This is a genomic window from Nonomuraea sp. LPB2021202275-12-8 (assembly GCF_037044575.1).
In the GTDB taxonomy this organism is placed as follows: domain Bacteria; phylum Actinomycetota; class Actinomycetes; order Streptosporangiales; family Streptosporangiaceae; genus Nonomuraea.
The window spans coordinates 506,247-524,939 of sequence record NZ_JBAHWD010000001.1 but is presented as its reverse complement, the minus strand read 5'-3'; the positions used below and the strand labels follow the sequence as shown (position 1 = coordinate 524,939).

The following is an 18,693-nucleotide window of genomic DNA, read 5'->3' as shown; positions in this document are numbered from 1 at the left end:
TCAGATCGCCCGCCTCAGCGCCTCGAGGTCGGCCCGCATGGCGGCGTCCGTCCGCAGGGTGTTGTCGACGGACTTGCGGACCCTGTCTCCCGCGTCGGGGATCTCCTTGGCGATCTGGGCGCACTGCGTGAGCATGTGGTCCGGCCCGCCGTCCCGGAAGTGGGCGGCCTTGAACGCCTTTCCCTCGGCGCCGTCTCCCCACGGAGCGGCGGCGAGGGCCTCCACGACCTGGGCGATCCTCCCTGACAAGGTCCGTTCGAGGTCCTCGGCCATCGTCGACCACTGGGAAAGGCCGTGGTCCACCATGGACTTCATGATCTCCGTGCCGTCCCAGAGCCTCATCGCCTGCCCTCCATCCGGTCGGCGAGCTGCGTCAGGGCGGTTTCGAGGTCGCCGTCGAGGTGCGCCTTTAGCTCCTCCGGGGGGATGACGGGCTCGAAGATCTCGGTGATGCGCTCCTGAGCCCTGGCCGCCGCCCGCCGGGTCGTCTCGGTGATCGTGTCCGCCAGGTGCCGTGCGTCAGGCCGCCGGTAGATGCGCGGGTCGAGGTCGAGCCGTACGAGCTCCCCGCGCGCGCCCACCGTCACCGACACCAGGCCGTCGCTCGACTTCTCGGTGATCTGGACCGCTCTGGCCTCGGCATGCAGCTCCATACCCGCGTCCTGGATCTGCTGGAACATGCCGCGCAACTCATCGGCATACGCCCTCATCGCCGCCGCGTCGGGATGGCCGAGCGACTCCATGAACACCTCCTGAAGCCCTGCCGTATCCGGTGTCGCTCACGACCCGTTTGTGTTACTGGTCAGTTTCCTTCACATGAACATCGGAAGACAAGAGGTCCTGTCAAAAGTATTGATTTCGGACATTCAGTGGTATGGCGTGCTCCTGCAAGCCGGTCACCTCCGCGCGAGGCACCCAGAGGCGGTACACACCTCGCTCGACGCGCTCCATCCCCAGCTTGAGCGCGTCGAGCGAGGATCCGCCCGGGTATTCGAGCAGCACCCGCCCGTCACGCTCGCCGTGCACGTGGAACAGCTCTCCCCGCCACCGGCACGCCGTCGTCACGAAGTGCAGCGCCGAGCATTCCGCCGCGGGCACCGTGCGCACGTGGCAGCCCGGCTCGACCTCTTCGAAACCGTCCGCCGGCTCGGGACTGCGCAGCCGTATCCACAGTTCCAGAGCGTGCGGCTCGGGGCTGGCCGCGTAGTCCGCGTCCCGCCAGCGGGCGCGGTAGAAGTGCAGGCTCATCGCGTCCCGATGAGCAGCCACCGCCGCAGGTCGCCGTGGTACAGCGCGCGCCGGTGCTCGGTGCCGCCGTGGGTGAGCTCCCAGATCTCGGCGCCGTGCGGCAGGCCCACGCCGTACACCTTGTACTCGCGGATGACGTGGTCGACGTTCGGGACCAGGCCCATCCCCACGAACGGCGGCTCCTCGACCACCCAGCCGGCCACCGCGTCCCTGCGCTCCTCGTCGGTCCCTCCGTACGGGGTGCGGTAGAGGTCGAGACCCGTGGGCCGCCAGCGCAGGATGTTCAGCGAGCCGCTCTCGGTGAGCATGTCCGGCTGCCTCAGCGCGTCGGCCAGCACGGCAGGCGTCGCGATGTGCGAGACGTCAAGGGCGTGATGGCAGTAGCCGGAGATCCTCGGCTCGCCCCCGGTCAGGAGATCGTGGACGTGGGCGGGCGAGAGCAGCTTCTGGACCGCCGGCACCCCTGAGGCGGGGTCGAGCAGCCGGTCCTGGGCCAGGGTGGGCACCGCCAGCCTGGCCACCGTCCCGGACTCCAGCAGGAAGGCGGCCGTCAACCCCGGATTGATCGCCAGCCCCCACCACGGGTCCGGCCAGCCGGCCGCCAGCTCGACCAGCGAGGCGACGCGGCAGTGCGTGGCGACCCCGCCGGTGGCCAGCCGCATCGCCTCGACCGACGTGTACGCGAGCACCCACGTCCGCCCGGAGCCGGTGGCCGTCGCCCAGGCGGGCGTCTCGGTCCCGGCCGCCGCGGCAGCGGTGATCGGGAGTGCCAGGTCGGCGTCGCGGAGCAGGCCCAGGGACAGGGCCTCCTGCCCGTCCCGGCAGGCCGCCCACAGCCGCTCCTCGAACGGCGTGACCGGTTGATGATCGTTCGACGTCACTTGGCCATTTTGCCTGACTCGTGGTCGCGGCGATCGCCTCGGAACCCCGCCACCGCCTCGCTGCTGCGAACCTCGAAGGGCTGAGAAAAGGTGGATGTCCGGGGGCGGGCCTCTCCGTGGACGGTGTCGTCCGGCCTGGTGGAGGAGGCATCGGGCCGGCTGCTCAAGGACGGGGTGGCTGGACCGTTCGACCGCCGGCCAGGGGCGGGCGGCCGGGTTCCTTCGACGGTTCGGTCATCCGGATCCGGGCTGCTGCTCGGCGACGGGCGCGGGGAGCCGCTTGCCGAACGGGACGGTGCGCAGGGCCCGGAGCCGTTCGGCGGCGCTCGGGTGGCCGTGGTCGGCGGCGAGCCTGTAGTAGAACCTGGCGATGTCGAGCTTGGCCGGGCCCTCCTGTTCGTAGGCCTGGCCGTAGGTGAAGGAGAGGTTGGCCGCGAACTCGATGGGGCGCGGATGGCCCGAGAGCGCCTCGGCGTCCGAGTGACGTTGCCGCATCGCGGCGTGGATCCAGTAGCGGGCGGCCGCTGAGTCGCCCGTCAGCAGGTGGATGATCGCCAGGCGGTGGGCGGACTCGGAGTCGCCGTCGCCCGCCAGGCGGACCAGGCGGGCGACGGTCCTGGTGGTCCGCCGCTCGGCCTCGTCGGCGGGTGTCCTGAAGAGGTCGTACGACCCGGTGGAGTGGGGCCCGGTCTGCTCGTTCCTGGCGGCGCGCCAGCGGGCCTGCCACTGCTCCACGCTGCCGAGGGCGTCCGTGGGCAAGCCGGTGAGCTGGGCGTGGCGATGACAGACCATCACGAAGGAGGCGACCAGCCGCCAGTCCGGCAGGCGTTCCCGCTTGCCGTTGAGGATGTCGCTGACCGTGCTGCCAGGCAGTTCCTTGGGGACGCCCGGCGCGCGTGACAACCGTTGAATCTCGGAATAGCTCGGCTGGCCAGCCGATTCCCGCAGCTCTATGAGCGCAGCTATGAAGGCGGAATGGGATCCGGCCCTGAGAGTGTCAGTCATCGTCCTTGGTGGAGTTGGCGGGAGTAATGCCGCCATATTTCCAGAAATAGCGCGGTAGGCCGGGGCACTTCGGAAATTCCATCTCATCCGGTCGCTGTGGCCACTTCACATGATCGCTATCCCCTCTGCCTCAAGAGTAGCGTCGAGTGCTGGTTCGGATAGCTAGCTGAGCTTGTGTCCTTATTGCCGGATCAGCTGTCGAATCAATCCGGATAAAACCGGATGATGTCGGAAGATCGCGGAAATTTACGTCCTCGGTGGTTCATTCCGGACCCGTACGGATCCGTCCGAACACGTTTGGACCGCTGGCCGATGGCCTTTCCGAAGCAGCATGGTTGGCCGCATTCATCGCTGCGCTTCAGGAGGCCATTGCCCCATGCCGTTACTCACGGCTCACCTGTCAAGCATCGTGTACTGCGCCGACGCTCCCTGCCTGGCAGACGAGCAGCTGCTGGTCACGCTCTTGACGACGTGGGTGCTCGCGACTGGACGCACTCCGCCCGCCGTACGCCCTGACCGCCTCACCCCCGAAGAACTCATCGACTTCTGGGCCGACGACCGCACCTAGAGAAAGAGGACCGATGTTCAACACGAGTCAGCTACTCACGCTCACTCTGACGATCATGATCGCTGCGATCACCTGCGCGCTCGTCCTGGCCGCCGGCGCAGAGTGGCCGAGCGCCCTGCTCAGCGGCGGCGGCGCGGGTGGGGCGACGCTGGCGACCCTGCCCAAACTGCTGAACAGGCGCGACTCATAGCCTGGTCACGTCCCGGCGCCCGCTGCGCTGCCGGGCTGTGCGTGCCGCCGCCCGCGGCCGGCCGGTCGATCCGGGTCAGCGGTCCGCGGCCGGCAGGACGCGGTCGTACTCGATCACGAGGTGCTCAGGCCCCCGCAGGATCGAGCTGGGCCGGTACGGCGGCGGGTCGGCGACCAGCCGCGGGTTCACCAGCCGGTTCGCCAGCTCCCGGAGCGCGACCTGCGCTTCGAGCCTGGCCAGGGGTGCTCCGAAGCAGGCGTGGATGCCGCCGCCGAACCCCAGGTGCTGGATGTAGGGACGGTCGGGATCGAAGCGGTCGGGGTCGCACAGGTGGCGGGGGTCCCGGCTGCCCGAAGCGAGGGCGAGCACGATGGAGGAGCCCCTGGGGATGGTGACATCCCCGATGACGATGTCGTCGAGGGCGACACGCTGCGGCAGGAAGTGCACGGGCGGTTCGAAGCGCAGCAGTTCCTCGACGGTGTGGATGACCAGGTCCGGCTCGTTCCGCAGCCGGTCGAGCAGCTCCGGGTTGCGCAGGAGGGTGAGCATCCCGTTGGTGATGAGGTTGACCGTGGTCTCGTGCCCCGCGATGAGCAGCAGCGTGGCGGTCGTCATCACCTCCACCTCCGTCAGCTTCCCCTCGGGGCCCTCGTAGGTGACGAGCCCGGAGAGGATGTCGTCGCCGGGGTTCGCGCGGCGCTCCCGGCCGAGCTCGCCCAGATACTGCGCCAGTGCCATCCTGGCGGCCTGCCTCCGCTGGTTGCGCTCGGCCTCGTCGCCCTCGCCGGGCCCGATCGTCTCCACGATCTCCTGCGCCCACCCGTGGAATTTCGGCTCGTCCTTGCGCGGCACACCGAGCAGGCGGCAGATCACGCTCACGGGGAACGGGTAGGCGACGTCCTCGACGATGTCGGCCCGCGTCCGGTCCGAGATGCCGTCGATCAGGTCCGTGACGAGGGTGAGCAGCTCCCCGCGCAGGTTCTCGACCGTGCGCGGGGCGTGGGGCGGCCCGAAGTGCCGCATCGTCAGCCGCCTGATCCGGTCGTGCTCGGGCGGGTCGATCGCGATGAACGAAGGAGGCAGCTTCTCGTCGGCCGGCGGCTGCGACAGCTTGCGGCGATCCGAGCTGACGCGGGGATCGTGCAGCAGCGCGACGATCTCCGCGTAGGTGCTGACGACGTAGCTGCCGTCCTCCTGCCTGGCCACGGGCGTCTCGCGGAGCTCCCTGTACAGGGTGTACGGATCGGCCCGGTTGGCGAACCGGTGAATCTGCTCGTAGATGCTTGCCGGCGGCACGAGGTCGCCCCCTCACTCGTCGTTGCTGGTCTCTGGTGTCACTGCGGAGGACGTACGAACGAGGCCCGGCGTTCGGCCGGGTCGTGTCCTGTCACCACCACGGTCGCGCCCTGTGCGGCGGCGATCCGCTGCCGGACCTCGGCGGGGACGGGCCGCAACTGGTCGGGCCCGCCGACCATGCGGAAGTCGGGAGGGAACGGCGCGGCCTGCTCGATCTGGCTCCGGTAGAAGTCGAGCCACATCGCCTGGTCGAACGTGACCGCGGCGGTGATGCGACCGCGGTAGCCGTAGACGGCGACGAAGCGGCGCTCCTCCACCGAGCCCTGCGTGATCACGACCTCGTCGGCGATGCTCGGGACGCCGACCGACTTGATGTTGGTGCCGAACTGGTTGGACCAGAAGACCGGCAGCGACAGGTGCGGCCAGCGGTGCGCCTGGTCGCTGATCATGTTGTGGGCGGCGACCTCGGCCTGGGCCACGGCGTTGCCCCAGTGCTCCAGCGACATGAACTCGTAGTGGAAGACCGGGTGCGGGAAGCGGGCGATGTCGCCCGCGACGAACACGTCGTCGGTGACCAGGCCGTTGATGTCGACGGCGCGGCAGCCGGCGTCGGCGGCCACTCCCCACGGGCCGGCCGCCAGCCCCGACCCCTCCAGCCATTCGACGTTGCGCACGGCGCCGAGAGCGACCACCGCCATGTCGGCCTCGACGGTGCTGCCGTCCGACAGCCGTGCCCCTGTGAGCCGGCCGTTCGCGTCGCCCTCCAGCGCCGAGACCGTGACGTCGCAGCGCAGGTCCACGCCGGCCGCGCGCTGCATGTCCGCGGCGATCTGGCCGATCACCTTGCCCAGCGCCCCGATCAGCGGCGCGGGGCCGGCCTCCACGACGGTCACCGGCAGGCCGAGATCGAGGCAGACGGACGCCACCTCCGACCCGGTGAACCCCGCGCCGATGACCAGCACCCGGTTGACGCCCGCGGTCAGCCGCTGCCGCATCCGATCGGCGTCCTCCAGGGTGCGCAGCACGTGCACCCCGTCGAGCGCGGCCTCGTCCGGCCTGGGCCACGGCCTGGCGCGCGCCCCGGTGGCGATCAGCACCTTGTCGAAGCCGATCTGCCGGCCGTCGGCGAGAACCACCTGCTTGGCGGCGATGTCCAGCCGCGTCGCCGGGGTTCCGGCCAGCCACTCGACGTCGATCTCGCGCAGTCGCGGCAGCACGGTGCGCTGAGGGGCCACCTTGCCCATCAGCACCTGCTTGGACAGCGGTGGCCGGTCATAGGGCGGGTACGGCTCGTCCCCGATCAAGGTCAGCGTCCCGGCGAACCCGTCCCTGCGCAGAACCCCCGCGGCCCTGCCTCCCGCCAGGGAGGCGCCGACGATGACGATGCGCCCGCCCCGCTTGAACTCCTCGTCGCCCACGGTCGTGGGGTGGGCCAGCTCAGGGTCCCTGGTCCTGTGCTGGGTGGCCATCCTGTCGATGTGGATGGCCTGGACCGGGCAGGCGGCGGCGGCCTGCAGGACCCGCTCCCGCTGGGCGTCGTCAGGATCGGTGTCGTACATGAGCGCTTCCTCGCCGTGCATCCAGAACACGTCGGGCGCCAGGAAAGCGCACTGCCCGTAGCCCTGGCAGCGCGTGAGATCAACGACAGCTCGCACAGCAACCCCCGCCGGACCGGACGGTCACGCGCCGCCGGGCCGATCTTGTACGACGTACCCGGTTCCTCGTTGGCGCTAGGTGAAGAAACGCTATGCGTTGGGCATTCAGGGCGGCTTCGCACGCCCGCGGCCGTGGATCGTTCAGCCGGACGCGAACACCTGCGCGTCGTCGGCGAACGCCTTGAACTCCAGGGCGTTGCCCGCCGGGTCGAGCAGGAACATCGTCCACTGCTCGCCGGGCAGTCCCTCGAAACGCAGGTAGGGCTCGATGACGAACGCGGTGCCCGCCTCGCGGAACCGGTCGGCCAGCTTGTGAAATTCCGGAATTGTCAGGATGAGCCCGAAATGTGGGACCGGTACGTCGTGGCCGTCCACCGGGTTGTGCACCTGTTCGGCACGGGTGGCCACCAGGTGGGTGACGAACTGGTGGCCGTGCAGGTTCCAGTCGATCCACCTGTCGGAGCTGCGGCCCTGGGCGCACCCGATGAGGTCGCCGTAGAAGTGGCGGGCCGCGTCCAGGTCGTCGACGGGCACGGCCAGATGGAAGCGGGGAATCGTGGGCATCGGGAATTCCTGCCTTCCTGGAGCGATCACTGACCACCCTGCCAAGCCGGCGGCGGGAACGCCAGTTTCGCCCGGGCGGCGCCCGGATCGAGCGTGACTTCCCGGAGAGGAGAACTTCTCGGCGGGGCCGGCACTCCAAGTAGGGGTAATGCTCGCGGGGCAGAAGGAGATCGTCATGAAGAAGGCGCTCGTCGCGGTTCTGGCAGGCGGGGCGTTGCTCACCGCCGGCACGCCCGCGCTCGCTGAGACCGCCAAGACCACGCTGGGCCCGTACGGCTACGGCAAGGTCAAGCTCGGCATGAGCGCCAAGAAGGCCAGGGCGACCGGGAGGATCGTGTTCAAGCTGGCCGGAGGGGAGGGCTCGTGCTCCGGCTGGGACCTGAAGGCGCACCCCAGCGGCAGGAACAGCGTGGGCCTGTACATCTCACGCAAGCGCGGCGTGGCCGTGATCTTCGCCCCGAAGGGCGTCAGGACACCGGAGGGCATCGGCATCGGCTCCACGATGAGCCAGGTCAAGAGGGCGTACCCGCGCCTCAAGACCTCGATGACCGGGGGGCACAGCGTCTCCGTCCCCGGCAACTCCAAGGCCTACTACGCCTTCTTCGAGTCCAAGGGCAGGCTCGAAGGAGTCGCCCTCGGGCTCGACTCGCAGGACTGCGTCAGCTGAAGCCCGGCCCGAGCACTCCTAACCGAGCTGGTCGAGCACGGGCGTGACCAGCTCGTTCAGCTCGCGCACCAGCACCGTCACGACGCGGGTGGCGCTCTGCTCCACCTCGTCGTGCGGGCCCTCAGGCTCCGGCGGCAGATCGTCGAGCGGCACCGGGACCTCGATGAGCAGGCTGGCCCGGACGAACGGGCGCCGTGCCAGGTCCTGCTGCGTCGGCTCGACGTACTGGCCGAACGTCTCCTGCCAGCTGAGCCAGCCGCGGTCGCGCCACCAGGTCCGCGAGGCCGTGAGCTGCGCCGGCAGGGGTGAGACGACCCTGATGCGCGCGTTCAGGGTGCCGTCCCAGGTGTTGCGGACGCAGGTCGCCTCCAGGACGCGCCGGTCCCAGCGCACATAGCCCGGCGAGAGTGACGGGGGTGTGGCCAGCCGCCAGGCCGCGCAGGCGAACCTGACGGGCGCGATGTCGCCCCACTCGAACTCCTCCAGGTTCTTGCGCACGTGCACGGCGAAGCGCCCGTCACGATCCCTGTCGAACTCCTGGTCGATCCAGAACGCCTTGGCCATGCGGACTACGTTACGGCGCTGCCCGCCCAACGCGTCACCGGACCCGCGATCGGAGCCCTCTCGTGGCGTGCTCGCCGGCCCCGGAGGGCTCTCGGCGTCGATCGCGAGTATCCCGAATGGCCTGTGACGGAAGTGGTCAGATGTGTAGTTTTTTCACTTCATGGATATACAGGGAGTGGAAATATGTCGTCAGAACAGCTCGAAACGGCCATGCGGAGTTGGGAAGCGGGAGATCTCGACGGGGCCGCCGTGCTGTTCCGGGAGGTCGCGGCCACCGGCGACCCCGAGGCGTCACACCTGCTGGCCTGCCTCCTGGAGGACACCGGAGACCTTGACGGCGCCGAGGCGGCACACCGGTCGGTGATCCAGTCGGGCGACCCGGTGTTCGGCCAGCGATCGGCCATCGCCATGGGTTTGATGCTGGTCGCCGCCCGCGAGTGGCCGGCCGCGCACCGGGTGCTGTCCATCGCGGCCGACGGCGCCGACTTCGAGGTGGCCGCCCTGGCCGACACGGCGCTGGTGCTGGTGTGCACGGAGCTGGGCGACGCCTCCGGCGCCGCGGTGGCGCTGGAGCGGGCTCGCCGCTGCGACAGCCCCTCGGTCGCGGAGCTGGCCGAGCGCCTTGAGCTGCCGGACATCGCCTTCCCCGCCTTCGCCACGCCGGCCGAGCTGTACGAGGTGGCGGAGGACGAGGAGGACTACCGCCGGCTCCTCACCTGCGGCGACCCCGAGGTGGTGTCGCTGTCGGCGTTCCGGCTCTACCAGCTGTACGCCGACGAGGGGGACTGCGAGGCGTCCCGCGAGGTGTGCGAGCACGCCATCGCCGTGGGGCACCCTGATCACCTGGCGATGGCGTACAAGCTGCTCGGCGGGGTGCTGGTGGACCTCGGCGAGTACGCCGAGGCGGTCGGCGCCTACGCCAGGGCGGCCGAGGACCCGCGGCCCGAGCTGCGCCTGCCCGCCCTCCTGGAGCAGGCCAAGGTCATCGCCCAGCTCGGCGACGAGGACGCGACCAAAGCGATCTTCCACCGGGTGATCGCCAGCGGCCAGCGCGAGTACGCCGTCGAGGCGTACGCCTGCCTGGCCCAGATGCACACCGAGGCGGGCGAGGTCGCCGAGGCGCTGACCGCGCTGCGCGCCGTGCTCGACGCCGGGGAGTCGGAGTGGTCGTCCATCTGCGTCACCCTCCTCGGGCTGCTGCTCGATGAGCATCCGGAGTCGTACGGACCCGTCATGGAGCTGGTCACGACGGCCGCCGGGCATCCTGACTCCGACACCGCGTTCAAGGCGGCGCTGCTGCTCGACCACGACGCGCGGCAGCAGCCCCTGGCCGACCCGGTGGCGGAGCAGGCGTGCCAGGACGCCGACGACGGCCTGGCCCGCCTGCGGGCAGGAGAGCTGGAGGAGGCCAGGCGGTTGCTGCGCCGGGCCGCCGACTCCGGCGCGGCCACCCAGTCGGTCAGGGCCATGGTGACCCTCGCCGAGCTGGAGCTCGGCGAGGGCGATCGGGAGCAGGCCGAGGAGCTGCTCTGCTACGTCGCCCAGGGGGACGACCTGGTCCAGGGCTTCACCGCCACCTTCCTGCTGCACCTGCTGAGCGTCTCGGGCACGGACCTGCACCCGGTGCTGCGGGCGGTCGTCGACCACCAGCGGCTGGGCAGGGAGGAAGGGCTCATCCGCTACCGCGCCGCCATGGACCACGACGACCCGGCCACGGCCGCCATCGGCACCGCCGTCTTCGCGCAGGTGCTGGCGTCCATCGGGTACGAGGTGTCGGAGGCGGCCAAACTGTTCGAGTCGGCCGCCGGCACCGGTGACCCGTTCGCCCTGTCCTACACGGCCGCGATCCACAAGGAGATCCTCGTCGGCCAGGACCAGCGGGAGCAGGCGGTCGAGCTGCTGCGCCGGGCGCGCGCCTGCGGCCATCCCGCGCTCGCGCCGTGGGTGGCGTACGGGCTGGCCGAGCTGGTGGGCGAGGATCCCGCGGAGGCGAGAGCCGCCTACGCCGAGGTGCTCCGGGCCGAGCACGCCGGGCTGCGCGCGCAGGCGGCGGGCGGGCTGCTGCGGGTCTACGAGCAGCAGGGCGACCTGCTGGCGGCCTGCAGGCTGCACGAACGGCTCATCGCGGAGGGCGACACCGCGCGCAGCGGCTGGCTCCTCGGCCTCACCCGGGTCAGGCTCGACGACGTCGAGGGCGCCCGGGCGGCGTTCGGCCTGGTGCCGGACGGGCACCCCGAGCAGGGAGAGATGGGGCGCTGCGCCAGGCTCCTGCTCGACCGCGACTTCGCCGCCGCCGGGCGATCGCTCGCCGCCATCCCGGACGACGGCAGGCAGTGGCTGGCGACCATGCTGGCGGTGCAGAGTGCGCGGGTGTGGCAGCGGGAAGGCGAGCGGGCCGCCGCCGACGCGGCCCTGTCGCTCGTGCTGGAGGCGGGTCACCTGGACGTCAGGCAGCAGGCGGGCTGTCACCTCGGCGCGCTCCGGGACGACGCGGGTGACCGGGCCGGTGCGATCTCCGTCTGGGAACGCGCCGCGGAGGGGGCCGACGAGGGGCTGGCCGCCGTGGCGCTGCGCGGCCTGGGCGGTGCCTGGCTGGCGCAGAAGTCGTACGACGCGGCGGCGCGGGCCTACGGCCGCGCCCTGACCCTGGCCCCGGACGACCGGCACTCCGCCCTGCGGCTCGGCGAGGCGCTGGTGGGCGCCGGTGACCTGGAGCGGGCGCGTGAGGTGCTCAGGGACGCCTTCGGCGACGCGGCGGAGCTTCACCTGGCGGGTTTCCTGCGCGACCACGGTCATCTGACGGCGGCCATCGCCGCACTCACCTCCGGCCCCCCGCCTGAGGTGGGGGCCGGAACCGCGTCCGCGGTGGCGCGGATGCTGGGTGAGTTGCTGGCGGTCAGCGGGGATCCGGCCGGGGCGCGGGATGCGTTCGGACGGGCCGTCGCCGCCGACCCGGAAGGCGCCGGGAGCACGCTCGTGCGGGCGGGGCGGTGCCTGGAGGAGGCCGGGGACGGCGCGGGGGCGCGGGAGATGTTCGAGCTGGCCGCCGTGCGGGACGGGGACGAGTGGGCCGCGTCCGTGGCCAGGACCTGGCTGGGGACGGCGTCGCCCCAGGAGGTGCCGTGGGGGCTGGCCGCGCTCGGGGACCATGAGGGGGCGCTCAAGGCTCTGACGGAGTCGACCGGGTCGGCGGCCCAGGCGGAGCTGATCCTGGCGCTCGACGCGGACGACGTGCCCGAGGTGCGCCGCCTGCTGGCGGAGCGGCCCTCGGCGGAGGCGTTCGCCGAGGTCCTGGACGTGGCCGCGACGCTGGAGGGCGCGGATCCGGCCGAGGAGCTGTACCGGCTGGTCATCGAGCTCGGCGAACCGGATGAGCGCGGGCGGTCCGGCATGCGGGGAGAGACGGCCGGGGCGGCCGCGGCCGCGCGCGTCGGACTCGGCGGGCTGCTCGCCGGCCGGGGGGAGCACTGCAGGGCCGAGCTGTGCCTGCTGCCCGCCACCCGGGACGCCGGATCCGCCGAGCCGGCCTGGCGCGGGATCGGGGTGGCGCGGTGGGAGCGCGGCGATCTGGACGGGGCCGTCGAGGCGCTGCGTGCCGCGATGCCCGCCGCCGCCGTACAGCTCGCCGAGCTGCTTCGGGAGCGTGGCGACGCGGAGGAGGCCCGGCAGGCGCTGGACGCGGGCGTCGCGGCGGGCGACCTGGAGTGCCTGCGCCACCTGATGGTCCACCTGCTCCAGCACGAGGAGTACGCGGCCATCCCCGAGGAGGCCGAGCAGGCGGTGGGCAGCGGCGATCCGGAGACGGTGGCCGTGGGCTACTGGACGTGGGGCGAGGCGTGCCGGAGCACCGGCGACCTGGCGGGCGCGGTGCTGATGTTCCGCAAGGCGATCGACGCCGGCCACGCCGATGTCGTGCCGTCCGTCCGCGGCGACCTGGCCCAGGCCTTGCGCGCCTCGGGGGACGCGGCCGCCGCGGCCGAGCAGGCCTTGCTGGCCGTGGAGTCCGCCGATCCGGACGCCGCGGCGAGGGCGGGCGTCGACCTGGGCTGCTGGCTGCACGAGGACGGGGATCCGCTCGGCGCGGCCGACGCGTTCGCCGCGGCGGTGCGGGCGAGGCCGGGCTCCGAGGCCGCGCGGATGGCGTCGAACAACCTGGCGGTGCTCGCCCGGCAGGCCTGCGAGCGGGCGGAGCACCAGCTCGCCGTGCAGATCCTGTCGCGGATGGGCGAGGAGGCCGCCGGCCCGGCGCGCCGGCTCGGCGAGCTCTGCGACGACCCGGCCGCCGTACGCCTCTACTACGAGCTGGCCGGCTCCGATCCGTACACCGAGCTGGAGCTGGCCGGGCGGCTGGCGGAGCTGGGGGAGACCGCCGAGGCCCGCGCCAGGTACGAGCGGCTGAACGGGCACGAGGACCCCGACGTGCGCTTCGTCGCCGGCGGCAGGCTGCTGGACCTGCTCGACTCGCAGGGCGACGCCGCGGCCTTCCACCTCCTGGCCGAGCGCCAGGCGGGTGACTCCGACAGCCCGGTCCAGGGGGTGTTCGGCAGCCTCCTCGGCCTGCTGCAGGAGCGGGAGGGCGACACCGAGGCGTCGCTGCGCACGCTGCGGGCGGCGGCCGAGGGCGGCGAGCCGACCGCGCTGACCGTGCTGGCGCAGGCGCTGGTCGGTGCCGGGCAGGTCGCGGAGGGGCGGGAGGTGTACGAGCGGGTGCTGGAGGAGGGCGACGCCGGCCTGGCCGCCAGGGCGATGGTGGCGCTCGGCAACACCTTCCACGACGAGGACCCGGCGCTGGCCCGCGGCTGGTATGTCAGAGCGGTGGGGGCGGCCGAAGGGCACACGGCCGCGCTGGCCGCCATGTACCTGGGCGCGCTGGCCAAGCGCGAGCGGGACTTCCCCGAGGCGCTCGGCTGGTATCAGCGGGTCATCGACGCGGGCGACACGGAGTCCGCCATGGCCGCGGCGCACCTCGGCGAGCTGTGTTACTGGCTGGGCGACCGCGACGGGGCGCTGCGCTACTACGACCTGACGCTCAACCTCACGGAGCGGCCCGAGCTGGTCGCCGAGGCCGCCTGCCGCCTGGGGGAGATCCGCTACGCGCACGGCGATCTGCCGGCCGCCCGCCGGCTGCTTGAGCTGGCCGTGGAGACGGGCGACGACGCGTTCGCCCCCGAGGCGGAGGACCTCCTGGCCAAGCTCGGGTGAACTTGCGGTTAATTATTTGACCGAATAGTCTCATCCAGTCAAACATTTGGGGTGAGACGATGGTCAAGGCCGGCCGACCCGCGCAGGATCCGGTACGCCAGCAGGAGCGGGCGCACCGGATCCTCGACGCCGCCGCCGAGCTGATCCTGCGCTGGGGCTACGACAAGACCACCATCGACGACGTGGCCAAGCAGGCGGGCGTCGCCAAGGGCACGATCTACCTGCACTGGAAGACACGCGACGCGCTCTTCGCCGCGTTGCTCCGCCGCGAGCGGGTGCTGATGATGGAGGAGGTCCGCGCCGCCGCTCCCGCGAGCCCGCGCGACCTGATCGGCGGGCTCGCGGGGGCGCTGCTGCGGCGGCCCCTGATGAGGGCGCTCATGCTGGGTGACGCCGAGGTGCTCGGCAAGCTCAGCAAGCAGAAGCAGGAGAGCGCGACGACGCCCGCACTGTCCAGCGCGTTCGAGGACTACCTCGGCACGCTCGCCGAGCAGGGCGTGATCCGCTCGGACCGGGCTCTCGCCGAGCACCTCACCGTCGTCAGCTCGGTGCTGTACGGGTTCCTGTTCACGCACGCCCTGCTGCCCGAGCCGGCGCGCGCGCCGGACGACCGGTTGCGGGAGCTGATCGCCGACACCGCCGACCGGGCCCTCGGCACGAGCGAGCCGGCGCTGCGAGCCGGCGCCCGCGCGGTGGCGCAGGCCACCCTCGACTATCTCGACACCGTCGCGGAGGTCGCCCGCCACAAGCTGGCGCTCTCCCTCGGCTCTGAGGAGCGCAATCCGTGAAAGCCGTTCTGCCTCTCGATGACGCCGCCGCCGACCTCGCCACAGCGGGTGGCAAGGGCGCCTCCCTGGCCAGGCTGACCAGGGCCGGGCTGCCCGTTCCCGGCGGATTCCACATCACCACCGAGGCCTACCGGACGTTCGTGGCCACTTTCCGCGACCGGATCCTCGCGGCCGTCGCCGCGGGCGACACCGGCGGCATCCCGGACCTGTTCGCCGCGCAGGACATCCCGGCCGGCATCGCCGCCGAGATCCGCTCGGCCTACGAGGCGATGGGCGACGACGTGCCCGTGGCCGTCCGCTCGTCCGCGACCGCCGAGGACCTGCCGGACATGTCCTTCGCCGGCCAGCAGGACACCTACCTCAACATCAGGGGCGAGGCGTTGCCGGACGCGGTCCGGCGCTGCTGGGCCTCGCTGTGGAACCCCCGCGCCATCGCCTACCGCGAGCAGCACGGCGTGCCGCACGACGACGTCGCGCTGGCCGTGGTGGTCCAGGAGCTGGTGGACGCCGACGCGGCAGGCGTCATGTTCACCGCGAACCCCGTCACCGGCGACCGCGACGAGACGGTGATCAACGCCTCCTGGGGCCTCGGCGAGGCGGTCGTCGGCGGCCAGGTCACGCCCGACACGGTCGTGGTTTCCGCCGGGAAGGTCACCGAGGCGCGCACCGGCGACAAGGCCGTGATGACCGTGCGCACCCCCGACGGCACCCACGAGCATCCGGTGCCCGAGGAGCTGCGCGCCGCGCCCGTGCTCGACGAGCCGCAGGCCCTGGAGCTCGCCGGGCTGGGCGCGCGCATCGAGGAGCTGTACGGCGCGCCGGTGGACATCGAGTGGGCCAGACGCGACGGCGCGTTCGCCATCGTCCAGGCCCGCCCGATCACCCGCATCAAGCAGCGGGTCGAGGAGTGGAACGACAGCCTCAAGGGCGACTACCTGTGGACGGGGGGCAACCTCGGCGAGGCCATCCCCGACGTGATGACGCCCGCCACCTGGTCGTTCGTCCAGCTGTTCATCCGCGAGGCGATGTCGGCCTCGACGCTGCCCGGCTTCGACCTGGTCGGCAACATCGGCGGGCGCTTCTACATGAACCTCAGCGTGACCATCTCCATCGCCAGGGCGCTGGGCATGCAGAACAAGCTGGGCGCGATCGAGCAGGTCTTCGGCAAGGTGCCCGGCGGGCTGGACGTGCCGATGGTGGCGGTGTCCCGCTGGGACATCGTCAAGCGGGTCCTGCCCATGGCCGTGCGGATCCGCAGGCGGGTGCGCGACAACCTCAAGGGCATGCGCGCGTTCCTGGCCGCCTCGCCGGGCCAGTGCGAGGAGCTGCGCGCCCGGATCGCGGCCACCGCGGCGGGTCCCGAGCTGGCCGAGCTGTGGGCGCGCGAGATCGAGCCGCACGTCGTCACGTCCTGGCGGATGCTGGAGGCCGCCGGGAGGCAGGGCGGCTCGACGCTCGTCTTCACCCGCGACAGGCTGCGCAAGCTGGCGGGCGAGGTCGACGCCGAGGCGATGCTCACAGGCGTCAACACCGACGGCGAGCTCGCCAGCCTCGGACTGCTGACCGGCCTCGGCAGGCTGGCCAGAGGCGAGATCTCCCGGCAGGAGTTCGCGCTCGGCCACGGGCATCGCGGCCCGCACGAGTTCGAGGTCTCGATCCCGCGCCCCGGCGAGGACTCCGGCTGGATCGACGCCCAGCTCGCCGGGCTGCGCGAGGCGCGGATGGACACCGAGGCGCTGCTGGCCCGCCAGCAGGAGGCCCGGGAGCAGGCATGGGACCGCTTCGCCCGGCGCCACCCGCGCAAGGTGGCCCGGATGCGAGCCAGGGTGCGCCGCTGGAACGCCGTCGTGCGCGACCGCGAGGCCACCCGTTCGGAGAGCATCCGGGCGTTCTGGGTGCTGCGCGCCTTCGTCGTGCGCGCCGGAGAGCTCACCGGCCGCGGCGACGAGCTGTTCTTCCTCCCCGTGGACGAGATCCTCGCCGTCCTCCGCGGCGACACCGCGCCGCTGGAGAAGATCCCCGTACGGCGCGCGACCTACGAGCAGTACGCCGCGCTGCCGCCGTACCCGGCGCTGATCGTCGGCCACTTCGACCCGGTCCGCTGGGCGGCCGGCCCGGACCGGCGCGGCGACGTCTACGACGCGCGTGGCGGCAGCGCCCCCGTCAGCGACACCGTGACCGGCTTCCCCGGCGCACCCGGCGTGGTCGAGGGCGTCGCCCGGGTGATCGCCGGGCCGGAGGACGGCGACCGGCTCAAGCAGGGCGAGATCCTGGTGACGACGCTGACGAACGTCGGCTGGACGCCGATGTTCCCGAGGGCGGCGGCGGTGGTGACCGACATGGGCGCGCCTCTTTCGCACGCCTCGATCGTGGCCCGCGAGCTGGGCATCCCCGCCGTGGTCGGCACCGGCAACGCCACCATGAGGCTGCACGACGGCGACCGCGTCAGGGTGGACGGCGAGCGCGGCACGGTCGAGCTGCTCACCTGACCACCATGATCGGCGTAGGGGGAGAGGCGCCCAGGACGGCCCGCCGGACCTCTGGCCGAGCGCCCGCTGGGCCTGACGTACGGCCTCGCCGCCCAGCCGGCCCCCCTGGACCGGCTGGGCGGCCGCGCGTGCTCCCGGCCCACCGGCCGGGAGCGTCAGGACGCGGGAGCGATCACCTCGTCGGGCAACGCGTTGGCCGCCACCACGTCGCGGTACCAGTGGGCGCTGTCCTTCCAGGTGCGCACCTGTGTGTCGTGATCCACGCGGACGATGCCGAAGCGCTTGGCGTAGCCGTGCGCCCACTCGAAGTTGTCCATGAGGGACCACAGGAAGTAGCCCCGCACGTCCGCGCCACCCTCGATGGCCTCCGCGACGGCCGTCAGGTGGCGGTGCAGATAGTCGACGCGCTGCTCGTCGTGGATGTGCCCGTCGGCGGACACCACGTCGGGGAAGGCGGCGCCGTTCTCGGTGATCATCAGCGGCAGTGCCGGGTAGTCGCGGTGCAGGCGCAGGAGCAGCTCCGTCAGGCCGGTCTCGTCGATGTTCCAGCCCATCTCGGTGTACGGGCCGGGCTGGCGGACGAAGTCGATGTCGTCGCAGGCGATCCACGGCGAGGCGGCGCCGTCCGCGTGGCCGTCGGCGCTGTCGCGCTCGCTGACGCCGTCCCACTGGCGGACCAGGACGGGGTTGTAGTAGTTGACGCCGAGCAGGTCCAGCGGCGCGGCGGCGGTCGCCTCGTCGCCGTCCAGGACGAAGGACCAGTCGGTGACCGAGGCGGTGTCCTCGATGAGGTCGCGCGGGTAGGCGCCGTCGAGCATCGGGCCGAGGAAGGCCCGGTTGGCCAGCGCGTCGGTGCGGCGCACGGCCTCGGCGTCGGCCTCGGACTCGCCGCGGACGTGGTGCAGGTTGAGGGTGACGGAGATCCGCGCGTTGGGGGGGATCACCTCGCGCAGCGCCCTGGCTGCCAGGCCGTGGCCCAGGTTGAGGTGGTGCACCGCGGCGAGCGCGGCGGCGGCGTCGGTGCGGGCGGGGGCGTGCACGCCGGAGGCGTAGCCGAGATAGGCCGAGCACCACGGCTCGTTGAGGGTGATCCAGGTGTGCACCCGGTCGCCGAGCGCCTCGCCCATCCGCCGGGCGTACTCGCCGAAGCGCAGCGCGGTGTCGCGGTTCGGCCAGCCGCCCGCGTCCTCCAGCTCCTGAGGCAGGTCCCAGTGGTAGAGGGTCGCCACGGGGGCGATGTTCCTGGCCAGCAGGCCGTCGACGAGCCGGGAGTAGAAGTCCAGGCCTGGCTGGTTGATCCGGTCGCCGCCGGCGGGCAGCACGCGGGGCCAGGAGATGGAGAAGCGGTAGGCGCCGACGCCGAGGCCGGCCAGGATGTCCAGGTCCTCCTCCAGCCGGTGGTAGTGGTCGCAGGCGACGTCGCCGGTGTCGCCGTTGGTCACGAGGCCGGGGGTGTGGGAGAAGGTGTCCCAGATCGACGGTCCGCGACCGTCCTCGAAGGCCGCGCCTTCGACCTGGTAGGCGGCCGTGGCCGTGCCCCACAGGAAGTTCTCGGGGAAGCTGGGCATGGGGGTCA

General features: G+C 72.1%; 16 protein-coding genes. 6 read left to right on the top strand and 10 right to left on the bottom strand.

Annotated features, from left to right (window positions below; all coding sequences use genetic code 11):
• From V5E28_RS02500 to V5E28_RS02480, 5 genes are all read right to left on the bottom strand, one after another.
• Positions 1 to 342, bottom strand: coding sequence for a hypothetical protein (locus V5E28_RS02500; RefSeq protein ID WP_336204536.1), 342 nt, complete (start codon positions 340 to 342; stop codon positions 1 to 3).
• Positions 339 to 743, bottom strand: coding sequence for a YbaB/EbfC family nucleoid-associated protein (locus V5E28_RS02495; RefSeq protein ID WP_336204534.1), 405 nt, complete (start codon positions 741 to 743; stop codon positions 339 to 341). Before V5E28_RS02495 ends, V5E28_RS02500 begins: the two co-directional genes overlap by 4 nt.
• Positions 744 to 843: 100 nt before the next feature.
• Positions 844 to 1,248 (bottom strand): hypothetical protein, encoded by a 405-nt coding sequence (locus tag V5E28_RS02490; protein ID WP_336204532.1) that lies wholly within the window; start codon positions 1,246 to 1,248, stop codon positions 844 to 846.
• Positions 1,245 to 2,129, bottom strand: a complete 885-nt coding sequence (locus tag V5E28_RS02485) for an SseB family protein (RefSeq protein ID WP_336204530.1) — start codon at positions 2,127 to 2,129, stop codon at positions 1,245 to 1,247. The genes V5E28_RS02490 and V5E28_RS02485 overlap by 4 nt, the downstream gene beginning before the upstream one ends.
• 234 nt (positions 2,130 to 2,363) lie before the next feature.
• Positions 2,364 to 3,032: a hypothetical protein gene (locus tag V5E28_RS02480; RefSeq protein WP_336204528.1), complete on the bottom strand. Its 669-nt coding sequence runs from the start codon at positions 3,030 to 3,032 to the stop codon at positions 2,364 to 2,366.
• A 478-nt stretch (positions 3,033 to 3,510) separates the two neighbouring features.
• Between V5E28_RS02480 and V5E28_RS02475 the strand changes: the two genes are divergently transcribed.
• Positions 3,511 to 3,702 carry a hypothetical protein gene (locus tag V5E28_RS02475; protein ID WP_336204525.1) on the top strand — a complete coding sequence of 64 codons (192 nt, stop codon included), beginning with the start codon at positions 3,511 to 3,513 and terminating at the stop codon, positions 3,700 to 3,702.
• A 13-nt stretch (positions 3,703 to 3,715) separates the two neighbouring features.
• Entirely contained in the window at positions 3,716 to 3,892 is a 177-nt protein-coding gene (locus V5E28_RS02470; RefSeq protein WP_336204524.1) for a hypothetical protein, read from the top strand.
• Positions 3,893 to 3,967: 75 nt separating this feature from the next.
• Here V5E28_RS02470 and V5E28_RS02465 read toward each other — a convergent pair whose 3' ends face one another.
• From V5E28_RS02465 to V5E28_RS02455, 3 genes are all read right to left on the bottom strand, one after another.
• The gene (locus V5E28_RS02465; protein ID WP_336204521.1) at positions 3,968 to 5,188 is read right to left on the bottom strand and encodes a cytochrome P450; all 1,221 of its coding nucleotides are present in this window, start codon (positions 5,186 to 5,188) and stop codon (positions 3,968 to 3,970) included.
• Positions 5,189 to 5,226: 38 nt separating this feature from the next.
• Positions 5,227 to 6,843, bottom strand: a complete 1,617-nt coding sequence (locus V5E28_RS02460) for an FAD-dependent oxidoreductase (protein WP_336204519.1) — start codon at positions 6,841 to 6,843, stop codon at positions 5,227 to 5,229.
• 141 nt (positions 6,844 to 6,984) lie between these two features.
• Positions 6,985 to 7,407: a VOC family protein gene (locus V5E28_RS02455; RefSeq protein WP_336204517.1), complete on the bottom strand. Its 423-nt coding sequence runs from the start codon at positions 7,405 to 7,407 to the stop codon at positions 6,985 to 6,987.
• Positions 7,408 to 7,582: 175 nt separating this feature from the next.
• On the opposite strand from V5E28_RS02455, the gene V5E28_RS02450 reads away from it, so the two are divergent.
• Positions 7,583 to 8,074, top strand: a complete 492-nt coding sequence (locus V5E28_RS02450) for a hypothetical protein (RefSeq protein ID WP_336204514.1) — start codon at positions 7,583 to 7,585, stop codon at positions 8,072 to 8,074.
• Between the two features lie 18 nt (positions 8,075 to 8,092).
• Here V5E28_RS02450 and V5E28_RS02445 read toward each other — a convergent pair whose 3' ends face one another.
• Positions 8,093 to 8,638 carry a hypothetical protein gene (locus V5E28_RS02445; protein ID WP_336204512.1) on the bottom strand — a complete coding sequence of 182 codons (546 nt, stop codon included), beginning with the start codon at positions 8,636 to 8,638 and terminating at the stop codon, positions 8,093 to 8,095.
• Positions 8,639 to 8,821: 183 nt separating this feature from the next.
• On the opposite strand from V5E28_RS02445, the gene V5E28_RS02440 reads away from it, so the two are divergent.
• The 3 genes from V5E28_RS02440 to V5E28_RS02430 are packed head-to-tail and all read left to right on the top strand — an operon-like array spanning position 8,822 to position 17,117.
• Positions 8,822 to 13,840 carry a tetratricopeptide repeat protein gene (locus V5E28_RS02440; RefSeq protein WP_336204510.1) on the top strand — a complete coding sequence of 1,673 codons (5,019 nt, stop codon included), beginning with the start codon at positions 8,822 to 8,824 and terminating at the stop codon, positions 13,838 to 13,840.
• A gap of 59 nt (positions 13,841 to 13,899) precedes the next feature.
• Entirely contained in the window at positions 13,900 to 14,628 is a 729-nt protein-coding gene (locus V5E28_RS02435) for a TetR/AcrR family transcriptional regulator (RefSeq protein ID WP_336204508.1), read from the top strand.
• Complete coding sequence (locus tag V5E28_RS02430) at positions 14,625 to 17,117, top strand: PEP/pyruvate-binding domain-containing protein (RefSeq protein WP_336204506.1); 2,493 nt, start codon at positions 14,625 to 14,627, stop codon at positions 17,115 to 17,117. The genes V5E28_RS02435 and V5E28_RS02430 overlap by 4 nt, the downstream gene beginning before the upstream one ends.
• Positions 17,118 to 17,272: 155 nt before the next feature.
• Here the strand turns inward: V5E28_RS02430 and V5E28_RS02425 are convergent, their stop codons facing one another.
• Positions 17,273 to 18,685 carry a GH1 family beta-glucosidase gene (locus tag V5E28_RS02425; protein WP_336204504.1) on the bottom strand — a complete coding sequence of 471 codons (1,413 nt, stop codon included), beginning with the start codon at positions 18,683 to 18,685 and terminating at the stop codon, positions 17,273 to 17,275.
• Positions 18,686 to 18,693: the final 8 nt, after the last annotated feature.